This window comes from Saccharopolyspora sp. NPDC003752 (assembly GCF_053605825.1).
In genome coordinates this window covers 69,122-89,710 of the sequence record NZ_JBSGJZ010000017.1, presented here as the reverse complement: position 1 = coordinate 89,710, position 20,589 = coordinate 69,122, and the positions used below count along the sequence as shown (strand labels likewise).

At 70.3% G+C, this 20,589-nt stretch carries 18 protein-coding genes; 7 read left to right on the top strand and 11 right to left on the bottom strand.

Annotation, left to right across the window (positions count from 1 at the left end):
- Positions 1-81: 81 nt before the first annotated feature.
- Together ACWEV3_RS22785 and ACWEV3_RS22780 are read right to left on the bottom strand one after the other, a co-directional pair.
- Entirely contained in the window at positions 82-1,185 is a 1,104-nt protein-coding gene (locus ACWEV3_RS22785) for an NAD(P)H-dependent flavin oxidoreductase (protein WP_452615838.1), read from the bottom strand.
- Positions 1,186-1,191: 6 nt separating this feature from the next.
- Positions 1,192-2,835 carry an acyl-CoA synthetase gene (locus tag ACWEV3_RS22780; protein WP_452615837.1) on the bottom strand — a complete coding sequence of 548 codons (1,644 nt, stop codon included), beginning with the start codon at positions 2,833-2,835 and terminating at the stop codon, positions 1,192-1,194.
- A 185-nt stretch (positions 2,836-3,020) separates the two neighbouring features.
- On the opposite strand from ACWEV3_RS22780, the gene ACWEV3_RS22775 reads away from it, so the two are divergent.
- Positions 3,021-3,824, top strand: a complete 804-nt coding sequence (locus tag ACWEV3_RS22775; RefSeq protein ID WP_452615836.1) for a crotonase/enoyl-CoA hydratase family protein — start codon at positions 3,021-3,023, stop codon at positions 3,822-3,824.
- Positions 3,825-4,448: 624 nt separating this feature from the next.
- Here ACWEV3_RS22775 and ACWEV3_RS22770 read toward each other — a convergent pair.
- Together ACWEV3_RS22770 and ACWEV3_RS22765 are read right to left on the bottom strand one after the other, a co-directional pair.
- A complete protein-coding gene (locus ACWEV3_RS22770) occupies positions 4,449-5,999 on the bottom strand; it encodes an acyl-CoA synthetase (RefSeq protein ID WP_452615835.1) in 1,551 nt (516 codons plus the stop codon).
- Positions 6,000-6,150: 151 nt separating this feature from the next.
- Entirely contained in the window at positions 6,151-7,200 is a 1,050-nt protein-coding gene (locus tag ACWEV3_RS22765) for an LLM class F420-dependent oxidoreductase (RefSeq protein WP_452615834.1), read from the bottom strand.
- Positions 7,201-7,298: 98 nt separating this feature from the next.
- Here ACWEV3_RS22765 and ACWEV3_RS22760 point away from each other — a divergent pair, with 98 nt between their 5' ends.
- The 5 genes from ACWEV3_RS22760 (at position 7,299) to ACWEV3_RS22740 (ending at position 11,904) form a co-directional block, all read left to right on the top strand.
- Positions 7,299-8,267, top strand: coding sequence for a Zn-ribbon domain-containing OB-fold protein (locus ACWEV3_RS22760; protein WP_452615833.1), 969 nt, complete (start codon positions 7,299-7,301; stop codon positions 8,265-8,267).
- Positions 8,268-8,284: 17 nt separating this feature from the next.
- Complete coding sequence (locus ACWEV3_RS22755; RefSeq protein WP_452615832.1) at positions 8,285-9,340, top strand: thiolase domain-containing protein; 1,056 nt, start codon at positions 8,285-8,287, stop codon at positions 9,338-9,340.
- Positions 9,340-10,497: a thiolase domain-containing protein gene (locus tag ACWEV3_RS22750; RefSeq protein WP_358572787.1), complete on the top strand. Its 1,158-nt coding sequence runs from the start codon at positions 9,340-9,342 to the stop codon at positions 10,495-10,497. Before ACWEV3_RS22755 ends, ACWEV3_RS22750 begins: the two co-directional genes overlap by 1 nt.
- Positions 10,494-11,363: a TIGR03619 family F420-dependent LLM class oxidoreductase gene (locus ACWEV3_RS22745; protein WP_452615831.1), complete on the top strand. Its 870-nt coding sequence runs from the start codon at positions 10,494-10,496 to the stop codon at positions 11,361-11,363. Before ACWEV3_RS22750 ends, ACWEV3_RS22745 begins: the two co-directional genes overlap by 4 nt.
- Positions 11,364-11,451: 88 nt before the next feature.
- Positions 11,452-11,904 carry a nuclear transport factor 2 family protein gene (locus ACWEV3_RS22740; RefSeq protein ID WP_452615830.1) on the top strand — a complete coding sequence of 151 codons (453 nt, stop codon included), beginning with the start codon at positions 11,452-11,454 and terminating at the stop codon, positions 11,902-11,904.
- 162 nt (positions 11,905-12,066) lie between these two features.
- Here the strand turns inward: ACWEV3_RS22740 and ACWEV3_RS22735 are convergent, their stop codons facing one another.
- Positions 12,067-13,293, bottom strand: a complete 1,227-nt coding sequence (locus ACWEV3_RS22735; RefSeq protein ID WP_452615829.1) for a cytochrome P450 — start codon at positions 13,291-13,293, stop codon at positions 12,067-12,069.
- A gap of 211 nt (positions 13,294-13,504) precedes the next feature.
- Between ACWEV3_RS22735 and ACWEV3_RS22730 the strand changes: the two genes are divergently transcribed.
- Positions 13,505-14,641: a steroid 3-ketoacyl-CoA thiolase gene (locus ACWEV3_RS22730; RefSeq protein WP_452615828.1), complete on the top strand. Its 1,137-nt coding sequence runs from the start codon at positions 13,505-13,507 to the stop codon at positions 14,639-14,641.
- A 229-nt stretch (positions 14,642-14,870) separates the two neighbouring features.
- On the opposite strand, the gene hsaB is transcribed toward ACWEV3_RS22730, so the two are convergent.
- The 6 genes from hsaB to ACWEV3_RS22700 form a co-directional block, all read right to left on the bottom strand.
- Positions 14,871-15,440, bottom strand: coding sequence for a 3-hydroxy-9,10-secoandrosta-1,3,5(10)-triene-9,17-dione monooxygenase reductase subunit (hsaB, locus tag ACWEV3_RS22725; RefSeq protein ID WP_452615827.1), 570 nt, complete (start codon positions 15,438-15,440; stop codon positions 14,871-14,873).
- Positions 15,437-16,339 (bottom strand): iron-dependent extradiol dioxygenase HsaC, encoded by a 903-nt coding sequence (gene hsaC / locus ACWEV3_RS22720; protein ID WP_452615826.1) that lies wholly within the window; start codon positions 16,337-16,339, stop codon positions 15,437-15,439. The genes hsaB and hsaC overlap by 4 nt, the downstream gene beginning before the upstream one ends.
- A gap of 102 nt (positions 16,340-16,441) precedes the next feature.
- On the bottom strand, positions 16,442-17,302 hold the full coding sequence (gene hsaD, locus ACWEV3_RS22715; RefSeq protein ID WP_452615825.1) for a 4,5:9,10-diseco-3-hydroxy-5,9,17-trioxoandrosta-1(10),2-diene-4-oate hydrolase: 861 nt from the start codon (positions 17,300-17,302) through the stop codon (positions 16,442-16,444).
- Complete coding sequence (gene hsaA / locus ACWEV3_RS22710; RefSeq protein ID WP_452615824.1) at positions 17,299-18,471, bottom strand: 3-hydroxy-9,10-secoandrosta-1,3,5(10)-triene-9,17-dione monooxygenase oxygenase subunit; 1,173 nt, start codon at positions 18,469-18,471, stop codon at positions 17,299-17,301. Before hsaA ends, hsaD begins: the two co-directional genes overlap by 4 nt.
- Before the next feature lie 44 nt (positions 18,472-18,515).
- Entirely contained in the window at positions 18,516-19,559 is a 1,044-nt protein-coding gene (dmpG, locus tag ACWEV3_RS22705) for a 4-hydroxy-2-oxovalerate aldolase (protein ID WP_452615823.1), read from the bottom strand.
- 136 nt (positions 19,560-19,695) lie between these two features.
- Entirely contained in the window at positions 19,696-20,589 is an 894-nt protein-coding gene (locus ACWEV3_RS22700; protein WP_358572768.1) for an acetaldehyde dehydrogenase (acetylating), read from the bottom strand.

The window sequence follows — 20,589 nt, the reverse complement described above, 5'->3', positions numbered from 1 at the left end:
AAGTCGGGGCTCCCACAGTCCAGACGGCGTCTGAGGTTCCGCCACCCGCACCGCCACGCAAAACGAGCCGGATACAGGCTGTCAGCGGAGCTTGTTGAGGGTGGCGATGGTTTCGTCCAGCTCGGCGAGGAGGTCTGCGATGACGTCGGCGACCGGGCGGATCTGGTTCATCCGGCCGACGATCTGACCCACCGGCATCGAGACCACTCCCGGATCGCCGGAGCGCATGATGCGCTGGTGCGCCTCGCTGACCAGGATGTTCTGCAGCGGCATCGGCAACGGTTCGGGGGCGTCGTCGGCCGCCCACGAGTCCGTCCAGCGGGTCTTGAGCAGCCGGGCCGGTTTCCCGGTGTAGATCCGGGAGCGCACGGTGTCGCTGGAGCCCGCCGCCAGCAGCGCCTGCTGCGTCGCGGTGTTGCCCGGCATCTGCTGGTATTCGCTGGTCGTCAGCCAGTACGAGCCCAGCCACGCGCCGCCGGCGCCGAGCGCTAGCGCCGCCGCGATCTGGCGGCCGGACCCGATTCCCCCGGCCGCCAGCACCGGAGCCCGGTCGCCGACCGCGTCGACGATCTCCGGCACCAGCACCATCGTGGCGATCTCGCCGGTGTGCCCACCGGCCTCGTGCCCTTGCGCCACGACGATGTCCACGCCGTTGTCGACGTGGCGACTGGCGTGCTCGGCCTTCCCGGCCAGCGCGGCGACCAGCACGTCGTGATTGTGGGCCTGCCGGATGACGTCCACCGGCGGCGAGCCGAGGGCGTTGGCGATCAGCCGGATGGGATGCCGCAGCGCAACGTCCACATGGGACCGCGCGACCGAGTGCAGCCAGCCGAGCACGCCGTCCGCCTGCTGCTCGCCATCGGCGAGCTCCGGCACGCCGAGGTCCGCCAGCGTCCGCTGCACGAACTCCCGGTGCTCCGGCGGGATCAGGGCCTGCAGGTCGACCGCCGCGCCCTCGGTGGGGATCTTCGCGGGCATCACGACGTCCACGCCGTAGGGCCTGCCGTCGGTGTTCTCGTCCATCCAGTCCAGTACGGCGTCCAGCTCGTCGGCGTCGTTGAACCGGACGCAGCCGAGCACGCCCATCCCACCGGCCCGGCTGATAGCGGCCGCAACGTGCTCGGAAGGCGTGAAGCCGACGATCGGATGCTCGATGCCCAAGGTGTCGCAGATCTTCGTTCGCATAGATCCTCAGCTCGGTTCGGTGGCTGTCTCGCGCCGCGACGGCTTGCGCACGTCGGCCGGCTCGTGCGTCTCGGTGTGCCGCTTCGCCCAGGTGTAGTCGGGCTTTCCGCTGGGCGAGCGGGTGACCTGGTCCACCAGCCACAGGCTGCGCGGCACCTTGTAACCCGCGATCCACTCCCGGACGTGCGCGTCGAGGTCCGCGAGCCCCGGCGTCGCGCCGGCCCTCGGCTGGACCACGGCCGCGACCCGCTGGCCGAGCCGCTCGTCGGGCACCCCGACGACCAGCGCGTCGAACACGTCGGGATGCGACTTGAGGGCGGCCTCGACCTCCTCCGGGAAGACCTTCTCGCCGCCGGTGTTGATCGACACCGAGCCGCGTCCCAGCATCGTCACGGTGCCGTCGTCCTCGATCCGCGCGTAGTCGCCCGGGACGACGTAGCGGGTGCCGTCGATCTCGACGAACACCGACCGCGACTTCTCCTCGTCCTTGTAGTAGCCCAGCGGCACGTGCCCGCTGCGGGCCAGCCACCCGATCTCGCCGGGATCCGCGAAGCTCCCGTCGTCCCTGATCACCGTGGTGTCGGCGTCGGCGTTGACCCGCGGGCCGCCGGTCTGCGCGCTGTCGCGCCCGATGACGCCGATGCCGCTGAACCCGGTCTCCGAGGAGCCGATCGAGTCGGTGATCACCACGTTGGGCAGCGCGTCGAGGTACTGGCGCTGCACCGATGGCGAGAACAGCGCGGCGCTGCTGGAGATCGCCACCAGCGACGAGGCGTCGTAGTTGCCCTCGTGGAACGCCTCGATGAGCGGCCGGGCCATCGCATCGCCCACGATCGCCAGCACGTTGACCCGCTCCCGCTCGACCGCCCGCCACACCTCGTGCGCGTCGAACTGCGGCACGAAAACCACTGCGCTGCAAGCGAAGAGGTTGCCGAAGCTGGCCCACTGGGCGGCGCCGTGGATGAACGGCGCGGCGGGCAGCCGGATCAGGCCGCCGCTCTCGGCGCCGGCGCGGGCCTGCTGCCACTCGTCGCGCATCGCCTCACCGGTCATGAAGTCGATGCCGCCGCCGAGCACCCGCCAGACGTCCTCGTGGCGCCACATCACGCCCTTCGGCATGCCCGTGGTGCCGCCGGTGTAGAGCAGGTAGAGGTCGTCGGCGCTGCGTTCCGGGAAGTCCCGCTCGCCGGACCGGCCGGTCAGCACCGACTCGTACTCGATGCCGCCGTACCCCGCGTAGTCGGCGTCGCTGCCGTCCTCGATGACGAGAACCTCTCGCAGCTCCGGGAAATCCGGCCGGACCTTGGCCACGTTGTCGCTGTATCGGCGCTCGTGCACCAGGGCGGCGAGGTCGGCGTTGCCGAAGATGTAGCGCAGTTCGTTCGGCACGTAGCGGAAGTTGATGTTGATGGGCACCGCGCGGATCTTGTAGGCCGCGAGCATGGTTTCCAGTGCCTCGATGGAATTCCGGGAGTAGACCCCGATGTGGGAGCCCGGACCGAGGCCGCGGGCCGTGAGGTGGTGCGCGAGCCGGTTGGCCCGCCGGTCCAGCTGCGCGAAGGTCAACCGCCGCTCGCCGCAGACCACGGCGACGCGATCTGGCACCAGATCGACGGCGTGCTCGAAAAGATCTGCGATGTTGTATGCCACCCCAGAGAAAGTAGAACGTGTTATCGTTCTGGACAAGAACCCGAAAAGCCGAATCATTGTCACGTTCTGCAAGCCCCGGACAGCCGCTCGCGGAGCGTGATCCGGCTTGCCGTCCGGCAGGTTCCCCCTGCGGCCGAACGGGTGATCCGGCGAGCCGATTCCCAACACCGACCGGAAAGGTTCCCATGACGTCGACAACCGAGGTCGTCGAGCAACCCCACTGCCTGGTCGAGCGGCGCGGCGCGGTGCTCGTGGTGACGATGAACCGGCCCGAGGTCCGCAACGCCCTGTCCGGGCCGATGCTGGAGATCATGCGGCAGGCCTGGGACGAGGTGGACGGCGACGACGACATCCGGGCGTGCGTGCTGACCGGCGCGGGCGGCGCGTTCTGCGCCGGCGCCGACCTGAAGGCGATGACGCAGGCGCATCCCGGCGACACCGCCCGCGGCATGGACATGTCCGTGATCGAACCGCTGCTCAAGGGCCGGCGGCTGACCAAGCCGCTGATCGCGGCGGTGGAAGGACCCGCGGTGGCGGGCGGCACGGAAATCCTGCAGGCCACCGACATCCGGGTGGCGGGCGAGAGCGCGCGGTTCGGGGTGTCGGAGGCGCGCTGGGGCCTGTTCCCGCTGGGCGGCTCGGCGGTCCGCCTGCCGCGCCAGATCCCGTACACGGTCGCGGCGGACATCCTCCTGACCGGCAGGCACATCTTCGCGCCCGAAGCCAAGGACCTGGGCCTGATCGGCCACGTCGTCCCGGACGGCCAGGCCCTCGACAAGGCCCTGGAACTGGCCGGCCTCATCACCGCCAACGGCCCGCTCGCGGTGCAGGCGATCCTCCGCACGATGCGGGAAACCGAAGGCATGCCGGAGAACGAGGCGTTCCAGGTGGACGCCCGGCTCGGCATGGCAGTCTTCGGCAGCGAGGACGCCAAGGAAGGCCCCAGGGCCTTCGCGGAGAAGCGCAAGCCCCAGTTCCGCGGCAAGTAACCCAGAACCCACCCAACCCAGGTTTCAATTGAAACTGGACCCGGAGGTGCCCGGTTTCAATTGAAACCTCCATCCCGGGGACCCCCGGGCCAGGTCTCAATGACCTTTTTTCATCCTCTACGCGAATGGCCTGCGTCCTGGGTCGTGAGTGGTCACGGCTGCTATGGCGACCATGGGCACTCACGACCCCTGCGCACTCGGGACCTGGCCTGACGCCGCAGACCAGGATGAAAATGGAAACCTCTGGTTCTGGGCGCCATCGGACGCAGGTTTCAATTGAAACTTGCGTCCGGTGGTGTGTGGTTCGGTGGTTTCCATTGAGCGTTTTTCATCCTGGTCGGCCCGCAGCTGCGGGTCGCAAAGGTGCACGTCGATGGGGTGTCGCATGCGCCGCAGGCGCATAGCCCACCTACGGCACTCGCACCGCCGCGGGTTCTCAGAGGCTTCCTGGCGAGGACGGTCCTGACGCCGTGTATTGGACATACATAAGTCAGGGCACCCACAGACCAGGGAGCCTCTGAGGTTCCGCTACCCGCACCGCCACGCAGAACGAGGTTGGAAAAACCTCATTGAAACTTGCGTCCGGTGGTGTGTGGTTCGGTGGTTTCAATTGAAACTGGGGCGTCAGATCGCTCGGTCGCGGTCGGTCCAGTAGGGCTCTCGGAGCTTTCGCTTGTAGAGCTTTCCGTTGGGGTCGCGGGGAAGTTCCGCGACGAAGTCGATGCTGCGCGGGATCTTGAACTTCGCCAGCCGGTCCCGGGCGAAGGCGATGAGGTCCGCCGCCAGCTCCTCCCCCGGCTCGACGCCGTCGGCCGGCTGCACGACGGCCTTGACCTCCTCGCCCCAGTCCGCGTGCGGCACGCCGAACACCGCCACGTCCGCGACCTCCGGGTGCACCGACAGGGCGTTCTCGATCTCCGCCGGGTAGATGTTCACCCCGCCGGAGATGATCATGTCGCTCTTGCGGTCGCACAGGTACAGGTAGCCGTCCTCGTCGAGGTAGCCGACGTCGCCCATGGTGAACAGGTCGCCCACCCGTGCCTGCTTCGTCTTCTGCGCGTCCCGGTGGTACTCGAAGCTGGAGCCGCCCATCCGCATGTACACGGTGCCGATCTCGCCGGCCGGCAGCTCCGCGCCGTCGTCGCCGAGCACCTTGACCGTCGAGCCCGGCCACGCCTTGCCGACCGAACCCGGCTTGTCCAGCCACTCCGCCGCGGTGATCGAGGTGCCGCCGCCCTCGGTCGCCGCGTAGTACTCCACCACCACCGGGCCCCACCACTCCAGCATCGCCCGCTTGACCTCGGGCGGGCACGGCGCGGCCCCGTGGATCGCCGCGCGCAGCGACGAGACGTCGTAGCGCGCGCGGACTTCCGGCGGCAGCGCCAGCAGCCGGTGGAACTGGGTCGGCACCATGTGCGTGTGGGTGACGCGGTGCAGTTCGATCAGCCGCAACATCTCCGCCGGGTCCCAGCGGTCCATCAGCACCGCCGTGTGTCCGAATTGGACGGAGTGGCTGACGAAGTTGAGCACCGCGGTGTGGTACAGCGGCGAGCCGCACAGGTGCACGTGGTCGTCGAACGGCTGCAGGCCGAAGATGCCGAAGAACCACTTCGCCGCGGCCGGAACCTCGTCCGGATCGGCCCCGGTCAGCGGGCGCCGAACGCCCTTGGGGCGACCGGTGGTTCCCGACGTGTACAGCATGGGCGAGCCCGTCGTCCGCACCTCCGGGCGTTTCGGCGGCTCCTGCGCGCCGAGCCCGGAAAGGGCCTGGAATCCCGGGATCTCGCCGACCGCGAAGCGGGCCGACGCGGGAAGCCCGCTGCGCGCGGCGGCATCCGCAGCCGTCTCGGCGAACCGCTCGTGCGCCACGAAGGCCTTCGCCCCGCTGTCCTCGATCAGGTAGGCGACTTCGGCACCGACGAGGTGCCAGTTCACCGTCACCGCGTACAGCCCGCATTGCAGCGCCGCGAAGTACGCGGCGAGCAGGTCATCGCCGTTGGGCAGCATCAGGACGATGCTGTCGCCGGCCTCGAGACCCCTGCTCTGCAGGCCGCGTCCGTAGCGGTCCGCGGCGGCGGCGAGTTCGGCGTAGCCGACCGCCCTTCCGTCCGGTGCGATCACGGCCGTCCGGTTCGGTTGTTGCTCGGCGATCTTCCACAGCCCGATGTCGGACACGGCGGACTCCTGTCGACGATGACGCGGGAATCGGAGTACTGAGCAGGGCGCGGCGGTGGGCGAGGTGTCGTGAGCGCTGAAGCCGGTTCTCACCGGACTCAGCACTCACGACTCCGCACGCCGACCCGCGCGACCTACAAACTAGAACCCGTTACAGATTTTCGGCAAGCCCCAGCGCGTCCGCGACACCGCGGAGGTGCCCGGTCTCGCGGCAGCCGACCAGCAGCGTGTCCACCCCGGCCCGCTCCCACTCCCGGACCCGGCTGCGCACCGATTCGGCGTCGCCGATGATCGCGATGTCGTCGACCATCTCGTCCGGCACCGCCGCGACCGCCTCCTCGCGCCGCCCGGCCGCGAACAGTCGCTCCACGTCGTCGACGGCGGATCCGTAGTCCATCCGCCGGAACAGCTCGGCGTGGAAGTTCATGCCCGGCGCGCCCATCCCGCCGATGTAGAGGGCCAGCGAGGGCTTCAGCCGCGCCCGCTCCGCCGCCGGGTCGTCGGTGACGACCACCTGGCAGCTGGCCGCGATCTCGAACTCCTCGCGGCTGCGGCGCGCGCCCGGCCGGGCGAATCCCTCGGCCAGCCAGTCCTCGTACGTCGCGGCGATGCGCGGCGAGTAGTACACCGCCAGCCACCCGTCGGCGATCTCGGCGGTCTGCGCAACGTTGCGCGGCCCCTCGGCGCCCAGCCAGATCGGCAGGTCGGCGCGCAGCGGATGGGTGATCGGGCGCAGCGACTTGCCGAGGCCGAGCGAGCCGGGCCCGTCGTAGGGCAGCGGGTGGTGCGGGCCGGCGTTGCGCACCGGCGCCTCGCGGGCCAGCACCTGCCGCACGATCGAGACGTATTCCCGCGTCCTGGCAAGGGGTTTCGCGAACGGCGTGCCGTACCAGCCTTCGACGACCTGCGGGCCGGACACGCCGAGCCCCAGCACGCAGCGCCCGCCGGAGAGGTGGTCCAGCGTCAGCGCGTGCATCGCGCACGAGGCCGGCGAGCGCGCGGAGAGCTGCGCGACCGAGGTGCCCAGCCGGACCCGGCTCGTCCGGGAGCCCCACCAGGCGAGCGGCGTGAACGCGTCCGATCCCCAGGACTCCGCCGCGAAGATCCCGTCGAATCCCGCGCGCTCGGCTTCGAGAACGAGTTCTTCCGCATTCGACGGCGGTTGCGCACCCCAGTATCCGAGCTGCAGCCCTATCTTCATCCGCGAACCTCCTCGTCCGGCGGCACTGCTGACGAATCCTCCCGGGTCATCCTGCCCGGATATTGCCCCAAAATCGAGAACATGTTTCACTTCAGTGCGTGACTGGGCTCCCGGAACCACTCAGCGCCCCTCTCGAAATCGGCTTCGACTACACCCGATCCCTGGGGCCGGTGCACGGCCGGTTCGCCACCGCCCTGCGCGATCGCCGGATCGTCGGAGTCCGCGGCAGCGACGGCCGGGTGCACGTGCCGCCGGTCGAGCACGACCCGGAAACCGCCGCCGTCCTCGACGAATTCGTGCCGGTCGGCACGCAGGGCACCGTCGTCAGCTGGACGTGGATGCCGGAGCCGATGGAGGGCCAGCCGCTCCAGCGCCCGTTCGCCTGGGCGTTCGTCCTGCTGGACGGGGCGGACACGCCGATGCTGCACGCCGTCGACGTGCCAACACCGGAGCAGATCAGCACCGGGATGCGCGTGCGGGTCCGCTGGGCCGAGGAACTCGGCAACGGCATCCGCGACATCGCCTGCTTCGAACCGGCGCACGACGTCGTGAGCGGTTCGGAGCGCGACGAACCGGAGGGCGCGGAACCCGTCACCACGCTGACCTCCCCGGTGCACCTGCACTACCGGCACTCGGCGTCCCCCGAGGAGAGCCGGTACCTGCGGGGCCTCGCCGAAGGGCGGCTGCTCGGCCAGCGCTGCCCGGCGTGCGCGAAGGTCTACATCCCGCCGCGCGGCGCGTGCCCGACGGACGGGGTGCCCACCGAGGAAGAGGTCGAGCTCCCCGACACCGGGATCGTGACCACCTTCTGCATCGTCAACGTCCCCTTCCTGGGCCAGCGCATCAAGCCGCCGTACGTGTCCGCGTACGTGCTGCTCGACGGCGCCGACATCGCGTTCCTGCACCTCGTGCTCGGCTGCGCGGCCGACGAGGTCCGGATGGGGATGCGGGTGCGCGCGGTGTGGAAACCCCGCGAGGAGTGGGACCACACGCTGCAGAACATCGACCACTTCGAACCGACCGGCGAGCCCGATGCGCCGTTCGAGTCCTACGCCCAACACCTCTGAACCCCCGGGAGTCCGCCGTGACAGACGTAGCCGTCGTCGGGTTCGCGCAGGCACCGAACGTGCGCGCCACCCGGGGCACCACCAACGGCGTCGAGATGCTGGTGCCGATCTTCCGCGAAGTGCTGGCCGGAACCGGGCTCGCCAAGGAGGACATCGGGTTCTGGTGCTCGGGGTCGTCGGACTACCTCGCGGGCCGGGCGTTCTCGTTCATCGCTGCGGTCGACGCCATCGGCGCGTTCCCGCCGATCAACGAGTCGCACGTGGAGATGGACGCGGCGTGGGCGCTCTACGAGGCGTGGGTGAAGATCCGCACCGGCGAGGTCGACACGGCCCTGGTCTACGGCTTCGGCAAGTCCTCGGCGGGCGACCTGCGCCGGACCCTCGCGCTGCAGCTCGATCCCTACTCGGTCGCGCCGCTGTGGCCGGACTCGGTGAGCATCGCCGGGCTGCAGGCCCGGCTCGGCCTGGACGCCGGCGACTGGACCGAGCGCGACATGGCGGCCGTGGCCGCGCGAAGTCGCGCAGCGGCAACGGAAAACCCCAGAGCACAGGTGTCCGGATCGGTCGACGCCGAGGATCTGCTCGGCGCGCCCTACATCGCCGATCCGCTCCGCGCGCACGACTGCGCGCCGATCTCCGACGGCGCCGCCGTCGTCGTCCTGGCGAGCGCGGACCGGGCCCGGGAGATCCGCGAAAGGCCTGCCTGGATAACCGGTTTGGAGCACCGCGTCGAGTCGGGCAGCCTCGGCTCCCGCGACCTGCGCCGGTCTGCTTCGACCACCGCCGCGGCGCGAGCCGCCGGGGCCGACGGCGTCGAGGTCGCGGAACTGCACGCGCCGTTCACCCACCAGGAAATCCTGCTGCGCCGGGCGATCGGGCTCGACGACTCGGTCGCGATCAACCCCTCCGGCGGCGCGCTCTGCGGCAATCCGATGTTCGCGGCCGGTCTGGCCCGCATCGGCGAGGCCGCGGCGCGCGTGATGGACGGGCGGGCCGGGCGGGTGCTGGCGCACGCGACCAGCGGACCGGCGCTGCAGCAGAACCTGGTCTGCGTGATGGAGGGAAGGTCCTGATGGGCAAGCGGTCGGCGGCGGTCCTCGGGACCGGCCAGACGCACCACACCAGCAAGCGGCTGGACGTCTCGATCGCCGGGCTGTGCCGGGAGGCCGCGGAGCGGGCGCTGGCCGATGCGGGCCTGGACTGGCCGGACATCGACGCCGTCGTGGTCGGCAAGGCGCCCGACCTGTTCGAGGGCGTGATGATGCCGGAGCTGCACCTCGCCGATTCCCTCGGCGCCACCGGCAAACCGCTGCTGCGGGTGCACACCGCCGGATCGGTGGGCGGCTCGACCGGCAACGTCGCGGCCAGCCTCGTGCAGGGCGGCGTGCACCGCCGGGTGCTCGCGGTGGCGTTCGAGAAGCAGTCCGAGTCGAACGCGATGTGGGCGCTGTCGATCGTGCCGCCGTTCACCATGCCGGTCGGTGCGGGCGCGGGCGGCTACTTCGCCCCGCACGTCCGCTCCTACATCCGCCGCTCCGGGGCGCCCGGGCACATCGGCGCCATGGTCGCGGTGAAGGACCGGCGCAACGGCGCCCGGAACCCGTACGCGCACCTCAAGCAGGACGACATCACGCTGGAATCGGTGCTGGCCTCGCAGGTGCTGTGGGATCCGATCCGCTACGACGAGACCTGCCCGTCCTCCGACGGCGCGTGCGCCGTGATCATCGGCGACGAACCGGCGGGCGGCCCGGCCGCGTGGATCCACGCCACCGCGATGCGCACCGAGCCGACCACCTTCGCCGGGCGCGACCAGGTGAACCCCCAGGCCGGGCGGGACGCGGCCGCGGCGCTGTGGAAGCAGGCGGGCATCACCGATCCGCTGTCCGAAGTGGACACCGCGGAGATCTACGTGCCGTTCTCCTGGTTCGAGCCGATGTGGCTGGAGAACCTCGGCTTCGCGGCCGCCGGTGAGGGCTGGAAGCTCACCGAGGCCGGGGAAACCGCGCTGGGCGGGCGGCTGCCGGTCAACCCGTCCGGCGGCGTGCTGTCGTCGAACCCGATCGGCGCGTCCGGGCTGCTGCGGTTCGCCGAGGCGGCGATGCAGGTGACCGGCAAGGCGGGCGAGCACCAGGTGGACGGCGCCCGCACCGCGCTCGGCCACGCCTACGGGGGTGGCTCCCAGTACTTCTCGATGTGGGTCGTCGGAGCCCAGAAACCGGGGGAACGATGAAGTTCACGCTGTCCGTTGCGATGAGCCCGCTCGACCAGCTCACCGAGCTGGCCCGCACCGCCGAGGAATGCGGCTTCGACTCGGTCGCCCTGCCGGATTCGCTGTTCTACTCCGAACAGGTCTCGGCGGCCTACCCGTACACCCCGGACGGCTCGCGGATGTGGACCGCGGAAACGCCGTGGGCGGACCCGCTGATCGCCGCCGCGGCGATGGGCGCGGCGACCTCGCGCCTGCGGTTCTACACGTCGGTCCTCAAGCTCGGGCCGCGCAATCCGGTCCTGCTGGCGCGGCAGCTGGCGTCGGTCGCGGTGCTCACCGGCGACCGGTTCGGCCTGGGCATCGGGCTCGGTTGGGCGCCGGAGGAGTTCGAGTGGTGCGGCGCCCCGTACGCGAAGCGCGGCGCGCGGGTGGACGAGGCGATCGAGGTCCTGCGGCTGATCCTCGGCGGCGGAATGGTGGAGTACCACGGCGAGTTCTTCGACTTCGACCGCCTGCAGATGAGCCCGGCACCGGCGCGCCCGGTGCCGATCTACGTCGGCGGGCACACGGATGCGGCGCTGCGCCGGGCGGCCCGGGTGGGAGACGGCTGGGCATCGGCGATGATGGGCATCGACGACCTGCGCAGCACCATCGGCCGGCTCGCCGAGCTGCGCGCGGAGTGCGGGCGAGCCGGTGAGCCGTTCGAGATCCAGGCGGTCTGCGTGGACCGCTTCGGCGTCGACGGCTACCGGGAGCAGGCGGAGATCGGCGTGACGGACGCGATCGTGGTCCCCTGGCTGTTCGACGGCCACGGCTTCGACGCGGACCTGAGCACCAAGCAGTCGTCGATCGCCAAGTTCGCCGGTAACGTGATCAACAACGTGTGACGCGACCCGGGCGCAATTTCGCGAGGAATCGACGTTCACCCGGCCGTTTTCGCGCGAAACCGACACGGACCGGATCAGGAGGCAGGACGTGGACGTGGACAGCAAGGGCGTGCACTGGGCGGCGACCCGCGAGCCGCACCCGGCGCGCGAAGCGGCGCTGGCATCGATGAGCGCGGTGGCGCGCGGCGCCAAGGACGAATGGGTGGCGCTGTTCGCGCCGGACGGCGTCGTGGAGGACCCGGTCGGCCCGTCGGTCTTCGATCCCGAAGGCCGCGGCCACCACGGCCGCGAAGGCATCGCCGCCTTCTGGGACCTGGCGATCGCCCAGGCCGACCGCATCGAGTTCCACATCGACGACTCCTTCGCGGCGGGCCGCGAAGCCGCCAACGTCGGCCGGGTCACCACGTTCCTCCCGGATGGCAACGCGATGGACGCCGAAGGCGTGTTCGTCTACCACGTCGACGACGCCGGCCTGATCCGCTCGATGCGAGCGTTCTGGGAATTCGACCGCGCGATGGCCACCATCCGCCAGGCGAACTGACGCCGCCGCTCAGCCCGATTCCCGGAGACGCGCTCGCCGACTTCACCCGGCGGGCCCGAGACCTGACCGGTTGGCCCGGGCACCGAAGTTCCCGATTCCAGGCGAAATCGGATTGCGACACCCCCGGCCGGAACTTCCCGGCCGGGGGTGTCGCGCGTTCGATCAGGTGTACTGGACCTGGACTTCCTTGATGCCGTTGAGCCAGCCGGAGCGGAGGCGACGCGGGTCGCCCACCCGCTTGATGTCCGGCATGTGGTCCGCGATCGCGTTGAAGATCAGGTCGATCTCCAGGCGCGCCAGGTTCGCGCCGAGGCAGTAGTGCGCGCCGTTGCCGCCGAAGCCGACGTGCGGATTCGGGTCGCGGGTGATGTCGAAGCGCTCCGGCTCGTCGAAGACCTCCGGGTCGAAGTTCGCCGAGCTGTAGAACATCCCGACCCGCTGACCCTTCTTGATCTCCACGCCGCCGAGCTCGACGTCCGCCGTCGCGGTGCGCTGGAACGCGACCACCGGCGTCGCCCAGCGCACGATCTCGTCGGCCGCCGTCGACGGGCGCTGCTCCTTGTAGAGCTCCCACTGGTCCGGGTTGTCCATGAACGCGAGCATGCCGTGGGTGATGGCGTTGCGGGTGGTCTCGTTGCCCGCCACCGCCAGCAGGATCACGAAGAAACCGAACTCGTCCGCGGTCAGCGCGTTGCCGTCGATGTCGGCCTGCACGAGCTTGGTCACGATGTCGTCCATCGGGCAGCCGCGGCGCTCCTCGGCCATGTTCGCGAAGTAGCCGAGCATCTCGGCGGCGGCGACCTCCGGCTGGATGTCGTACTCCGGGTCGTCGTAGCCGATCATCTGGTTCGACCAGTCGAAGATCTCCCTGCGGTGCTCCTGCGGCAGCCCGAGCAGTTCCGCGATCGCCTGCAGCGGCAGCTCGCAGGCCACGTCGGTGACGAAGTCGCCGGTGCCGCGCTTGCGCGCCTCGGTGGCGATGCGCTGCGCCCGGTCGCGCAGCGCGGCCTCCAGGCTGTTGATGGCCCGCGGCGTGAAGCCCCGCTGCACGATCTTGCGCAGCTTGGTGTGCTGCGGCGGATCCATGTTGATCATGATGAACCGCTGCAGCTCGATCTGCTCGCGGCTCATGCCCTCGTTGAACCGGATCACGGCGGTGTTCTCCCAGGTGGAGAACACATCGCTGCGCCGGGAGACCTCCTTGACGTCGGCGTGCCTGCTGACCACCCAGAACCCACCGTCGTCGAACCCGCTGCGACGGTCGGGCTGCTGGTTCCACCACACCGGCGAGGTGCGGCGGAGCTCGGCGAACTCGGCCAGCGGCAGCCGTTCGGCGAGCAGGTCGGGATCGGTGAAGTCGAAGCCCTCCGGAATGCGCGGTGCGACCACGGATACCTCCTACAGCGGCGCGAGATCCGACCGAAGAATTGGAACGAGTTCTAAGCAAGAGAACCACACTTCCAAGATTCAGTAAACCCCTGTAACTAACCTTGAATCGTGCAAGAGAACGCACTTTCGACCAGGCTTGATCCGAACTCTTGCAAAGGAATCAGAACGTGTTCTAGTTTTGACGTCGAAGACCGTGCGAGAGGAGATCCAGGTGGGCAATCCGGTGATCGTGGAAGCGGTCCGCACGCCGATCGGCAAGCGCCGCGGCCGGCTCTCGGGGCTGCACGCCGCCGAGATCCTCGGCGCCGCGCAACGCGGCCTGCTCGACCGCGCCGGCATCGACGCCGCCGAGGCCGACCAGGTGATCGGCGGCTGCGTGACCCAGGCCGGCGAGCAGTCGAACAACGTCACCCGCACGGCGTGGCTGAACGCCGGCCTGCCGCACCAGGTCGGGTGCACCACGGTCGACGCGCAATGCGGGTCGGCGCAGCAGGCCACGCACCTCGTCGCGGGCCTGATCGCCGTCGACGCGGTGCGGGTCGGCATCTCCTGCGGCGTCGAGGCGATGAGCCGCGTGCCGCTGCGCAGCAACCTCGGCACCGACGTGGGCATGCCGCGGCCGGACACCTGGGACATCGACCTGCCGAACCAGTACGAGGCGGCGGACCGCATCGCCGCGCGCCGCGGCATCACCCGCGAGGACCTGGACGCCTTCGGCCTGCGCTCCCAGGACCGAGCGCAGGCGGCGTGGCGGGAGGGGCGCTTCGACCGCGAGATCGTCCCGGTCCGCGTTCCCGGCGGTGACCCGGTGACCCGCGACGAGGGCCTGCGCGAAACCAGCATGCAGGCCCTCGGCGGCCTGAAACCCGTTCTGGAGAACGGGATGCACACGGCCGGGACGTCGTCGCAGATCTCCGACGGCGCGGCGGCCGTGCTGCTGGCCGACTCCGACCGGGCCGCCGAGCTCGGCCTGCGGCCGCGCGCCCGGATCGTCGCGCAGTGCCTGGTGGGCGGCGAGCCGTACTACCACCTGGACGGGCCGGTGCAGGCCACCCAGCGGGTGCTGGAGCTCAGCGGCATGAAGCTCGGGGACATCGACGTCTTCGAGGTGAACGAGGCGTTCGCCTCGGTGGTGCTGTCGTGGGCGACGGTGCACGAACCGGACCTGGACCGGGTCAACGTCAACGGCGGCGCGATCGCGCTCGGCCACCCGGTCGGCAGCACCGGAGCCAGGCTGATCACCACGGCCCTGCACGAGCTGGAGCGCCGCGACGCCACGACGGCGCTGATCACGATGTGCGCCGGCGGAGCCCTGGCCACGGGCACGATCATCGAACGGCTGCGCTGAAGAAGCCGAAGCGAACGGCCTGTTCACCTCAATAGCCGAGGTGAACAGGCCGTTCACTTCATCCAATACCGGCTGGCACGAATCAGACCGAGGTGAACGGCCCGTTCACCTCAATAGCCAAGGTGAACAGGCCGTTCACTTCATCCAATACCGGCTGGCACGAATCGGACCGAGGTGAACGGGCCGTTCGTCTCGATAGGCGGAGTGGACGGGCCGTTCGCTTCTGGTGTTACAGCCAGTCGTCGGGGTGGATCGTGGTGAGGAACAGGTCGAGATCCGTTGGCGGGGCCTGCGGCGTCGGGGCCAGGCCCGCGTAGGCACCCCGGTAGAACAGCAGCGGTGCGCCGGCGTCGGTTTCGCCGAGGGACCGGACGCGGCCGATGGCGATGTAGTGGTCGCCCGCCTCGTGCACCGCCTCGATGTCGCAGTCGATCCAGGTCAGCACGCCGTCGAGGATCGGGGCGCCCGACGGGGCCGGGTGCCAGCGGAGGCCGGCGAACTTGTCGTCGCCGCTGCGGCCGAACACCGTGCTGACCGGTCGTTGCGACTCCGCCAGGACGTTGACGCAGAACCGCCCCGCCCGCTCCAGCACCGGCCAGGCCCGGGACGTCCGGGCCGGGCAGAACAGGACCAGTGGCGGGTCCAGGGACAGCGCCGCGAACGACTGGCAGGCGAAGCCCACCGGCCGCTCGCCGTCCGTCCCCGTCACCACCGTGACGCCGGTGCCGAAGTGCCCCAGCACCCGCCGGAACACCGCCGGCTCCGGGGCTAGTGACACCCGTGCCTCGTCGCCGGTCATGGCCGGGCGCCGACGCTGAAGTCGTGGCCCCACAGGCTGACCGCCGTGCTCTCGCGGGCGATCCAGTCCTCGTCCTCGACCTGCCTGCCCTCGCAACCGAATTCGACGTCGAAGCCGCCCGGCGTCTTCATGTAGAACGACAGCATCAGGTCGTTGACGTGCCGCCCCAGCGTCGCCGACATCGGCACCTTCCGCCGCTGCGCGCGGTCCAGGGTCAGCCCGACGTCGTCGACGTCGGCGACCTCCACCATCAGGTGCACGATCCCGCTCGGCGTCGGCATCGGCAGGAACGCCAGGCTGTGGTGGCGCGGGTTGCAGCCGAAGAACCGCAGCCAGGCCGGATCCCCGTCCGCGGGCCGGCCGACCAGTTCCGGCGCCAGCCGCATCGAGTCGCGCAGCCGGAAGCCCAGCACGTCCCGGTAGAACCGCAGCGCCGCCTCGTCGTCGTGGGTGGACAGCACCACGTGCCCGAGGCCCTGCTCCTCGGTGACGAACCGGTGCCCGTACGGGCTGACCACGCGGCGGTGCTGCAGCGCCACCCCGTGGAAGACCTCCAGCCCGTTGCCGGACGGGTCGGTGAAGCTGATCAGCCCGTTGACCCGGCGGTCGGCGAGCTCGTCGGCCGTGCCTTCCTCGTACGGCACGCCCGCGCTCTCCAGCCGGGCCCGGACCTCGTCCAGCTCCCCGGAGTTGGCGACCTCCCAGCCGGACGTGGCGAGCCGGTCCTGCTCGCCGGGCAGGATCACCAGGCGTGCCGGGAAGTCGTCCATCCGCAGGTACAGCGCGTCCGGGTCGCCTCCGGTGCCTTCGACCATGCCGAGCACCTTCAGGCCGAACACCCGCCACGCCTCGACGTCGGTCGCCTCGATGCGCAAGTAACCGAGCGAACGAATGCCCACCGCGGGCCTCCTATTGATCGTCTTGATTGTGGCTTGCGTGGCGGTGCGAGTAGCGGCCCCCCTGCGGGAATTGCGGCCGCCTTCTCGCATAAACCAGGTCTCTCAGTCGAGCAGGAAATCCTTGGCGATCCGGTTGAATTCGGCGAACTTCTCCACCTGCGCCCAGTGCCCGCAGCGGCCGAACACGTGCAGCTGCGCGCGCGGGATCAGCTTCAGCGCGACCAGCGCGCCGTCCAGCGGGTTGACCCGGTCCTCGCGACCCCAGATCAGCAGGACGCGCTGCCGCAGGCGGTACGCCTCCCGCCACAGCATGCCTTCCTCGAAGGTGTCCGGGTGCATGAACGACGCGCCCATCGCCCGCATCGCGGCCAGCGATTCGGGGCTCGACGCGGCGGCGTAGCGCTCGTCGACGAGCTCGTCGGTGATCAGCGACTGGTCGTAGACCATGGCCCGCAGGAAGTCGGCGAGCTTCTCCTTGCTGGGGCCAGGCGGCGCGCCGAAGGCGCTGAGCTTGCGGACGCCCTCGGTCGGGTCCGGCGCGAACGCGTTCAGGCTCAGGCCGCCGGGGCCCATCAGCACCAGCCGCCCGGCGCGATCCGGGTGGTTCAGCGCGAAGCGCACCGCCGTGCCGCCGCCCAGCGAGTTGCCCAGCAGGTGGGCGCGCTCGATCCCGAGCTCGTCGAGCAGCTCCAGCAGCGCGGTCGCGCTGTGCGTGAAGTACTGGCCGTGCTCGGTCGGCTTGTCGGAGCGGCCGAATCCGGGCTGGTCGACCGCGATGGCGTGGAAGTCCTCGGCGAGGACACCGATGTTGCGGGAGAAGTTGCTCCACGAGGAAGCCCCCGGTCCCCCGCCGTGCAACATGACCACTGTGGACGCCGACGGGTCGCCGGCCTCGTGGTAGTGCAGGGTCAATCCGGACGGCAGCTTCGCGGTCCGGCTCGTCGTCTCGAAATCGACCGTCATACCATGGAGTCCTTAACTGGGATGCCGAATTCTCCGGAACCGAACATCAGGTAGGCGCGCTCCAGGTCGTTGGCGGCGTGCACCCGGCCCGCGTGCGCGTCGCGCCAGAACCGCTGGATCGGCGTGCCCGACCACAGCGCCCGACCGCCGGAGTTCTCGAAGAGCCGGTCGATCGCCGAGATCGCCCGCGCCGTGCCGCGCACCTGGTCTCGCCGGGCCCGCAGCCGCAGCGACATCGGGACTTCCTCGCCCGCCTGCACCAGCGCGTACTCCTCGGCGAGGTTGTTCGTCAGCTGCAGCCACGCCGCGTCGATCTCGCTGGCCGCCTCCGCGATCCGCACCTTCGCGAACGGGTCTTCCTTGGCCTTCTCCCCCGCGTACGCCGCCCGCACCCGCTTGGCCTGGTGCGCCACGTGCGCGTCGTAGGCGCCCTGGGCCATGCCGATGATCGGGGCGGTGATCGTCGACGGATGCACCGTCCCCCAGGGGAGCTTGTACAGCGGCGCGGTGTTGACCTGGTGTCCCGGGCACTGCGTCTTGGACATCGACACGAAGCTCAGCGCCCGGTGCTGCGGGACGAAGACGTCCTCCACGACGATGTCGTTGCTGCCGGTGCCGCGCAGGCCGACGGTGTCCCACACGTCTTCGATCCGGTAGTCGCCCAACGGCAGCAGGTACGTGCAGAAGTCGACCGGCTTGCCGTCATCGCCCAGCACCGGCCCGCCGAGGAACACCCACGACGCGTGATCGCAGCCGGAGGAGAAGCTCCACCGCCCGCTGAGCCGGTAGCCACCATCGACGACGGTCGCCTTGCCCATCGGCGCGTACGACGACGAGATCCGCGTCGCCGGGTCCTCGCCCCAGACATCGTCCTGGGCCTGCTCCGGGAACAGGGCCAGGTGCCACGGGTGCACGCCGAGGATCGACGCCACCCAGCCGGTCGAGCCGCACGCACTGCCGATGAGCCGGACCGCGCCGTAGAACTCCAGCGGGTCGGCCTCGTAGCCGCCGTAGCGCTCCGGTTGCAGCAGTGCGAAGAAGCCCGCCTCCTGCAGGGCCGCGATGGTCTCGTCCGGGATCTTCCGGCCGTCCTCGGCCTTCTGCGCGCGGTCCCGCAGGACCGGCAGGAGTTCCCGCACCCGTTCGACGACTGCTCGACTGTCCTTCATCGGCCGCTCCCGTTTCCCGAGTGATCACAGGCTAGAACATGTTCTTATTCGTGTCGATCCCGCTGGAGTTCCAGCGCGATGTCGATGAGCTGGTCCTCCTGGCCGCCGACGAGCTTGCGCTCGCCCGCGCGCACCAGCAGCGCCGCCTCGCTGACGCCATAGCGCTCGGCCTGCCGGGCAGCGTGCTTGAGGAAGCTGGAGTACACCCCGGCGTAGCCCATCATCAGCGCCGAGCGGTCCAGCAGGCATTCCTCGGGCATCGCCGGGCGCACCACGTCCTCGGCCGCATCGGCGATGGCGAAGAAGTCGATCCCGGTGCGGATGCCGAGCTTGTCGCACACGCCGACGAACGCCTCCACCGGAGTGTTCCCCGCCCCGGCGCCGAAACGCCTTGCGCTGCCGTCGATCTGCACCGCGCCGGCCCGTGCCGCGGCGACGGAGTTGGCGACGGCGACGCCGAGGTTCTCGTGCCCGTGGAAGCCGACCTGCGCCTCGCCGCCGACCTCCGCGACGAGCGCCGACACCCGCTCGGCCACCTGCTCCAGCACCAGCGCGCCCGCCGAGTCGACCACGTAGACGCACTGGCAGCCCGCGTCGACCATGATCCGCGCCTGCTCCGCCAGCGACTCCGGCGGCTGGGAGTGCGCCATCATCAGGAAGCCGACGGTCTCCAGGCCCAGCTCGCGCGCGAGGCCGAAGTGCTGCTCCGACACGTCGGCTTCGGTGCAGTGCGTGGCGATCCGGCACACCGAAGCGCCGTTGTCGCGGGCGATGACGATGTCGTCGGTGACGCCGACTCCCGGCAGCATCAGCACGGCGATCTTGGTGTTGCGCGCCGTCTCGGCGGCGATGGTGATGAGTTCTTGTTCGGGCGTGCGGGAAAACCCGTAGTTGAACGACGAGCCGCCCAGCCCGTCGCCGTGCGTCACCTCGATGACCGGCACTCCCGCGCCGTCGAGCGCGGTGACGATGTCGCGCACCTCCGCCGCGGTGAACTGGTGGCGCTTGTGGTGCGAGCCGTCGCGCAGCGACGTGTCGGTGATCCGCACGTCCAGGGCCTCGGAGTAGGTGTTCGGCAGGCCGGTCATGCCAGTTCCGCCTCTCCGCGTTTCACAGTTGTGGTTGCGCCCGGCTCGATCTCGCGTTTCGCGGTTTCTCGTGGCGGGTTCGCGTCACGTTCCCCTGAGGTGCGGTTGAGGAGGACTGATGTTGACACAGGACTACTCATGCCACTGCCTCCTTGCTGACCAATTGCTCCCCCACCCGCACCGCGGCGGCGGTCATGATGTCCAGGTTCCCGGAGTACGGCGGCAGGAAGTCGCCCGCGCCCTCGACTTCGACGAAGATCGCCGCGCGCGCCATGCCGCCGGTGGCCGGCGACGGCGGGTCGAACTGCGGCTCGGCGAGCAGCCGGTAGCCGGGCACGTACTCGGCGATCTCGGCGGCCATCTTGGTGATGGACGCGCCGATCGCGTCGGTGTCGGCGTCGGCCGGGATGGCGCAGAAGATCGTGTCGCGCATGATCACCGGCGGATCGGCCGGGTTCAGCACGATGATCGCCTTGCCGCGCTCCGCGCCGCCCAGCACCTCGATTCCCTTGCTGGTGGTGCGGGTGAACTCGTCGATGTTGGCGCGGGTGCCCGGCCCGGCCGACACCGATGCGACCGACGCGACGATCTCGGCGTAGGCGACCGGCACCACCCGCGACACCGCGTGCACCATCGGGATGGTGGCCTGGCCGCCGCAGGTGATCAGGTTCAGGTTCGGCGCGTCCAGGTGCTCGTCGAGGTTCACCGGCGGCACCACGTAGGGCCCGACGGCGGCCGGCGTGAGGTCGATGGCCCGGATGCCCGCCTCGGCGTAGCGGGGCGCGTTGGCCCGGTGCACCTTCGCCGAGGTGGCTTCGAAGACCACGTCGGGGCGGTGGTGCTCCAGCAGCCAGTCCACGCCGTCCGCGCTCGCCGCGACCCCGAGGTCCGCCGCCCGGCGCAGCCCAGCGCTGGCCGGGTCGATGCCGATCATCCACCGGGGTTCGAGGTGCGCGGAGCGGCTCAGCTTGTGCAGCAGGTCGGTGCCGATGTTGCCGGATCCGACGATCGCCGCGGTCGCCTTGCCCAT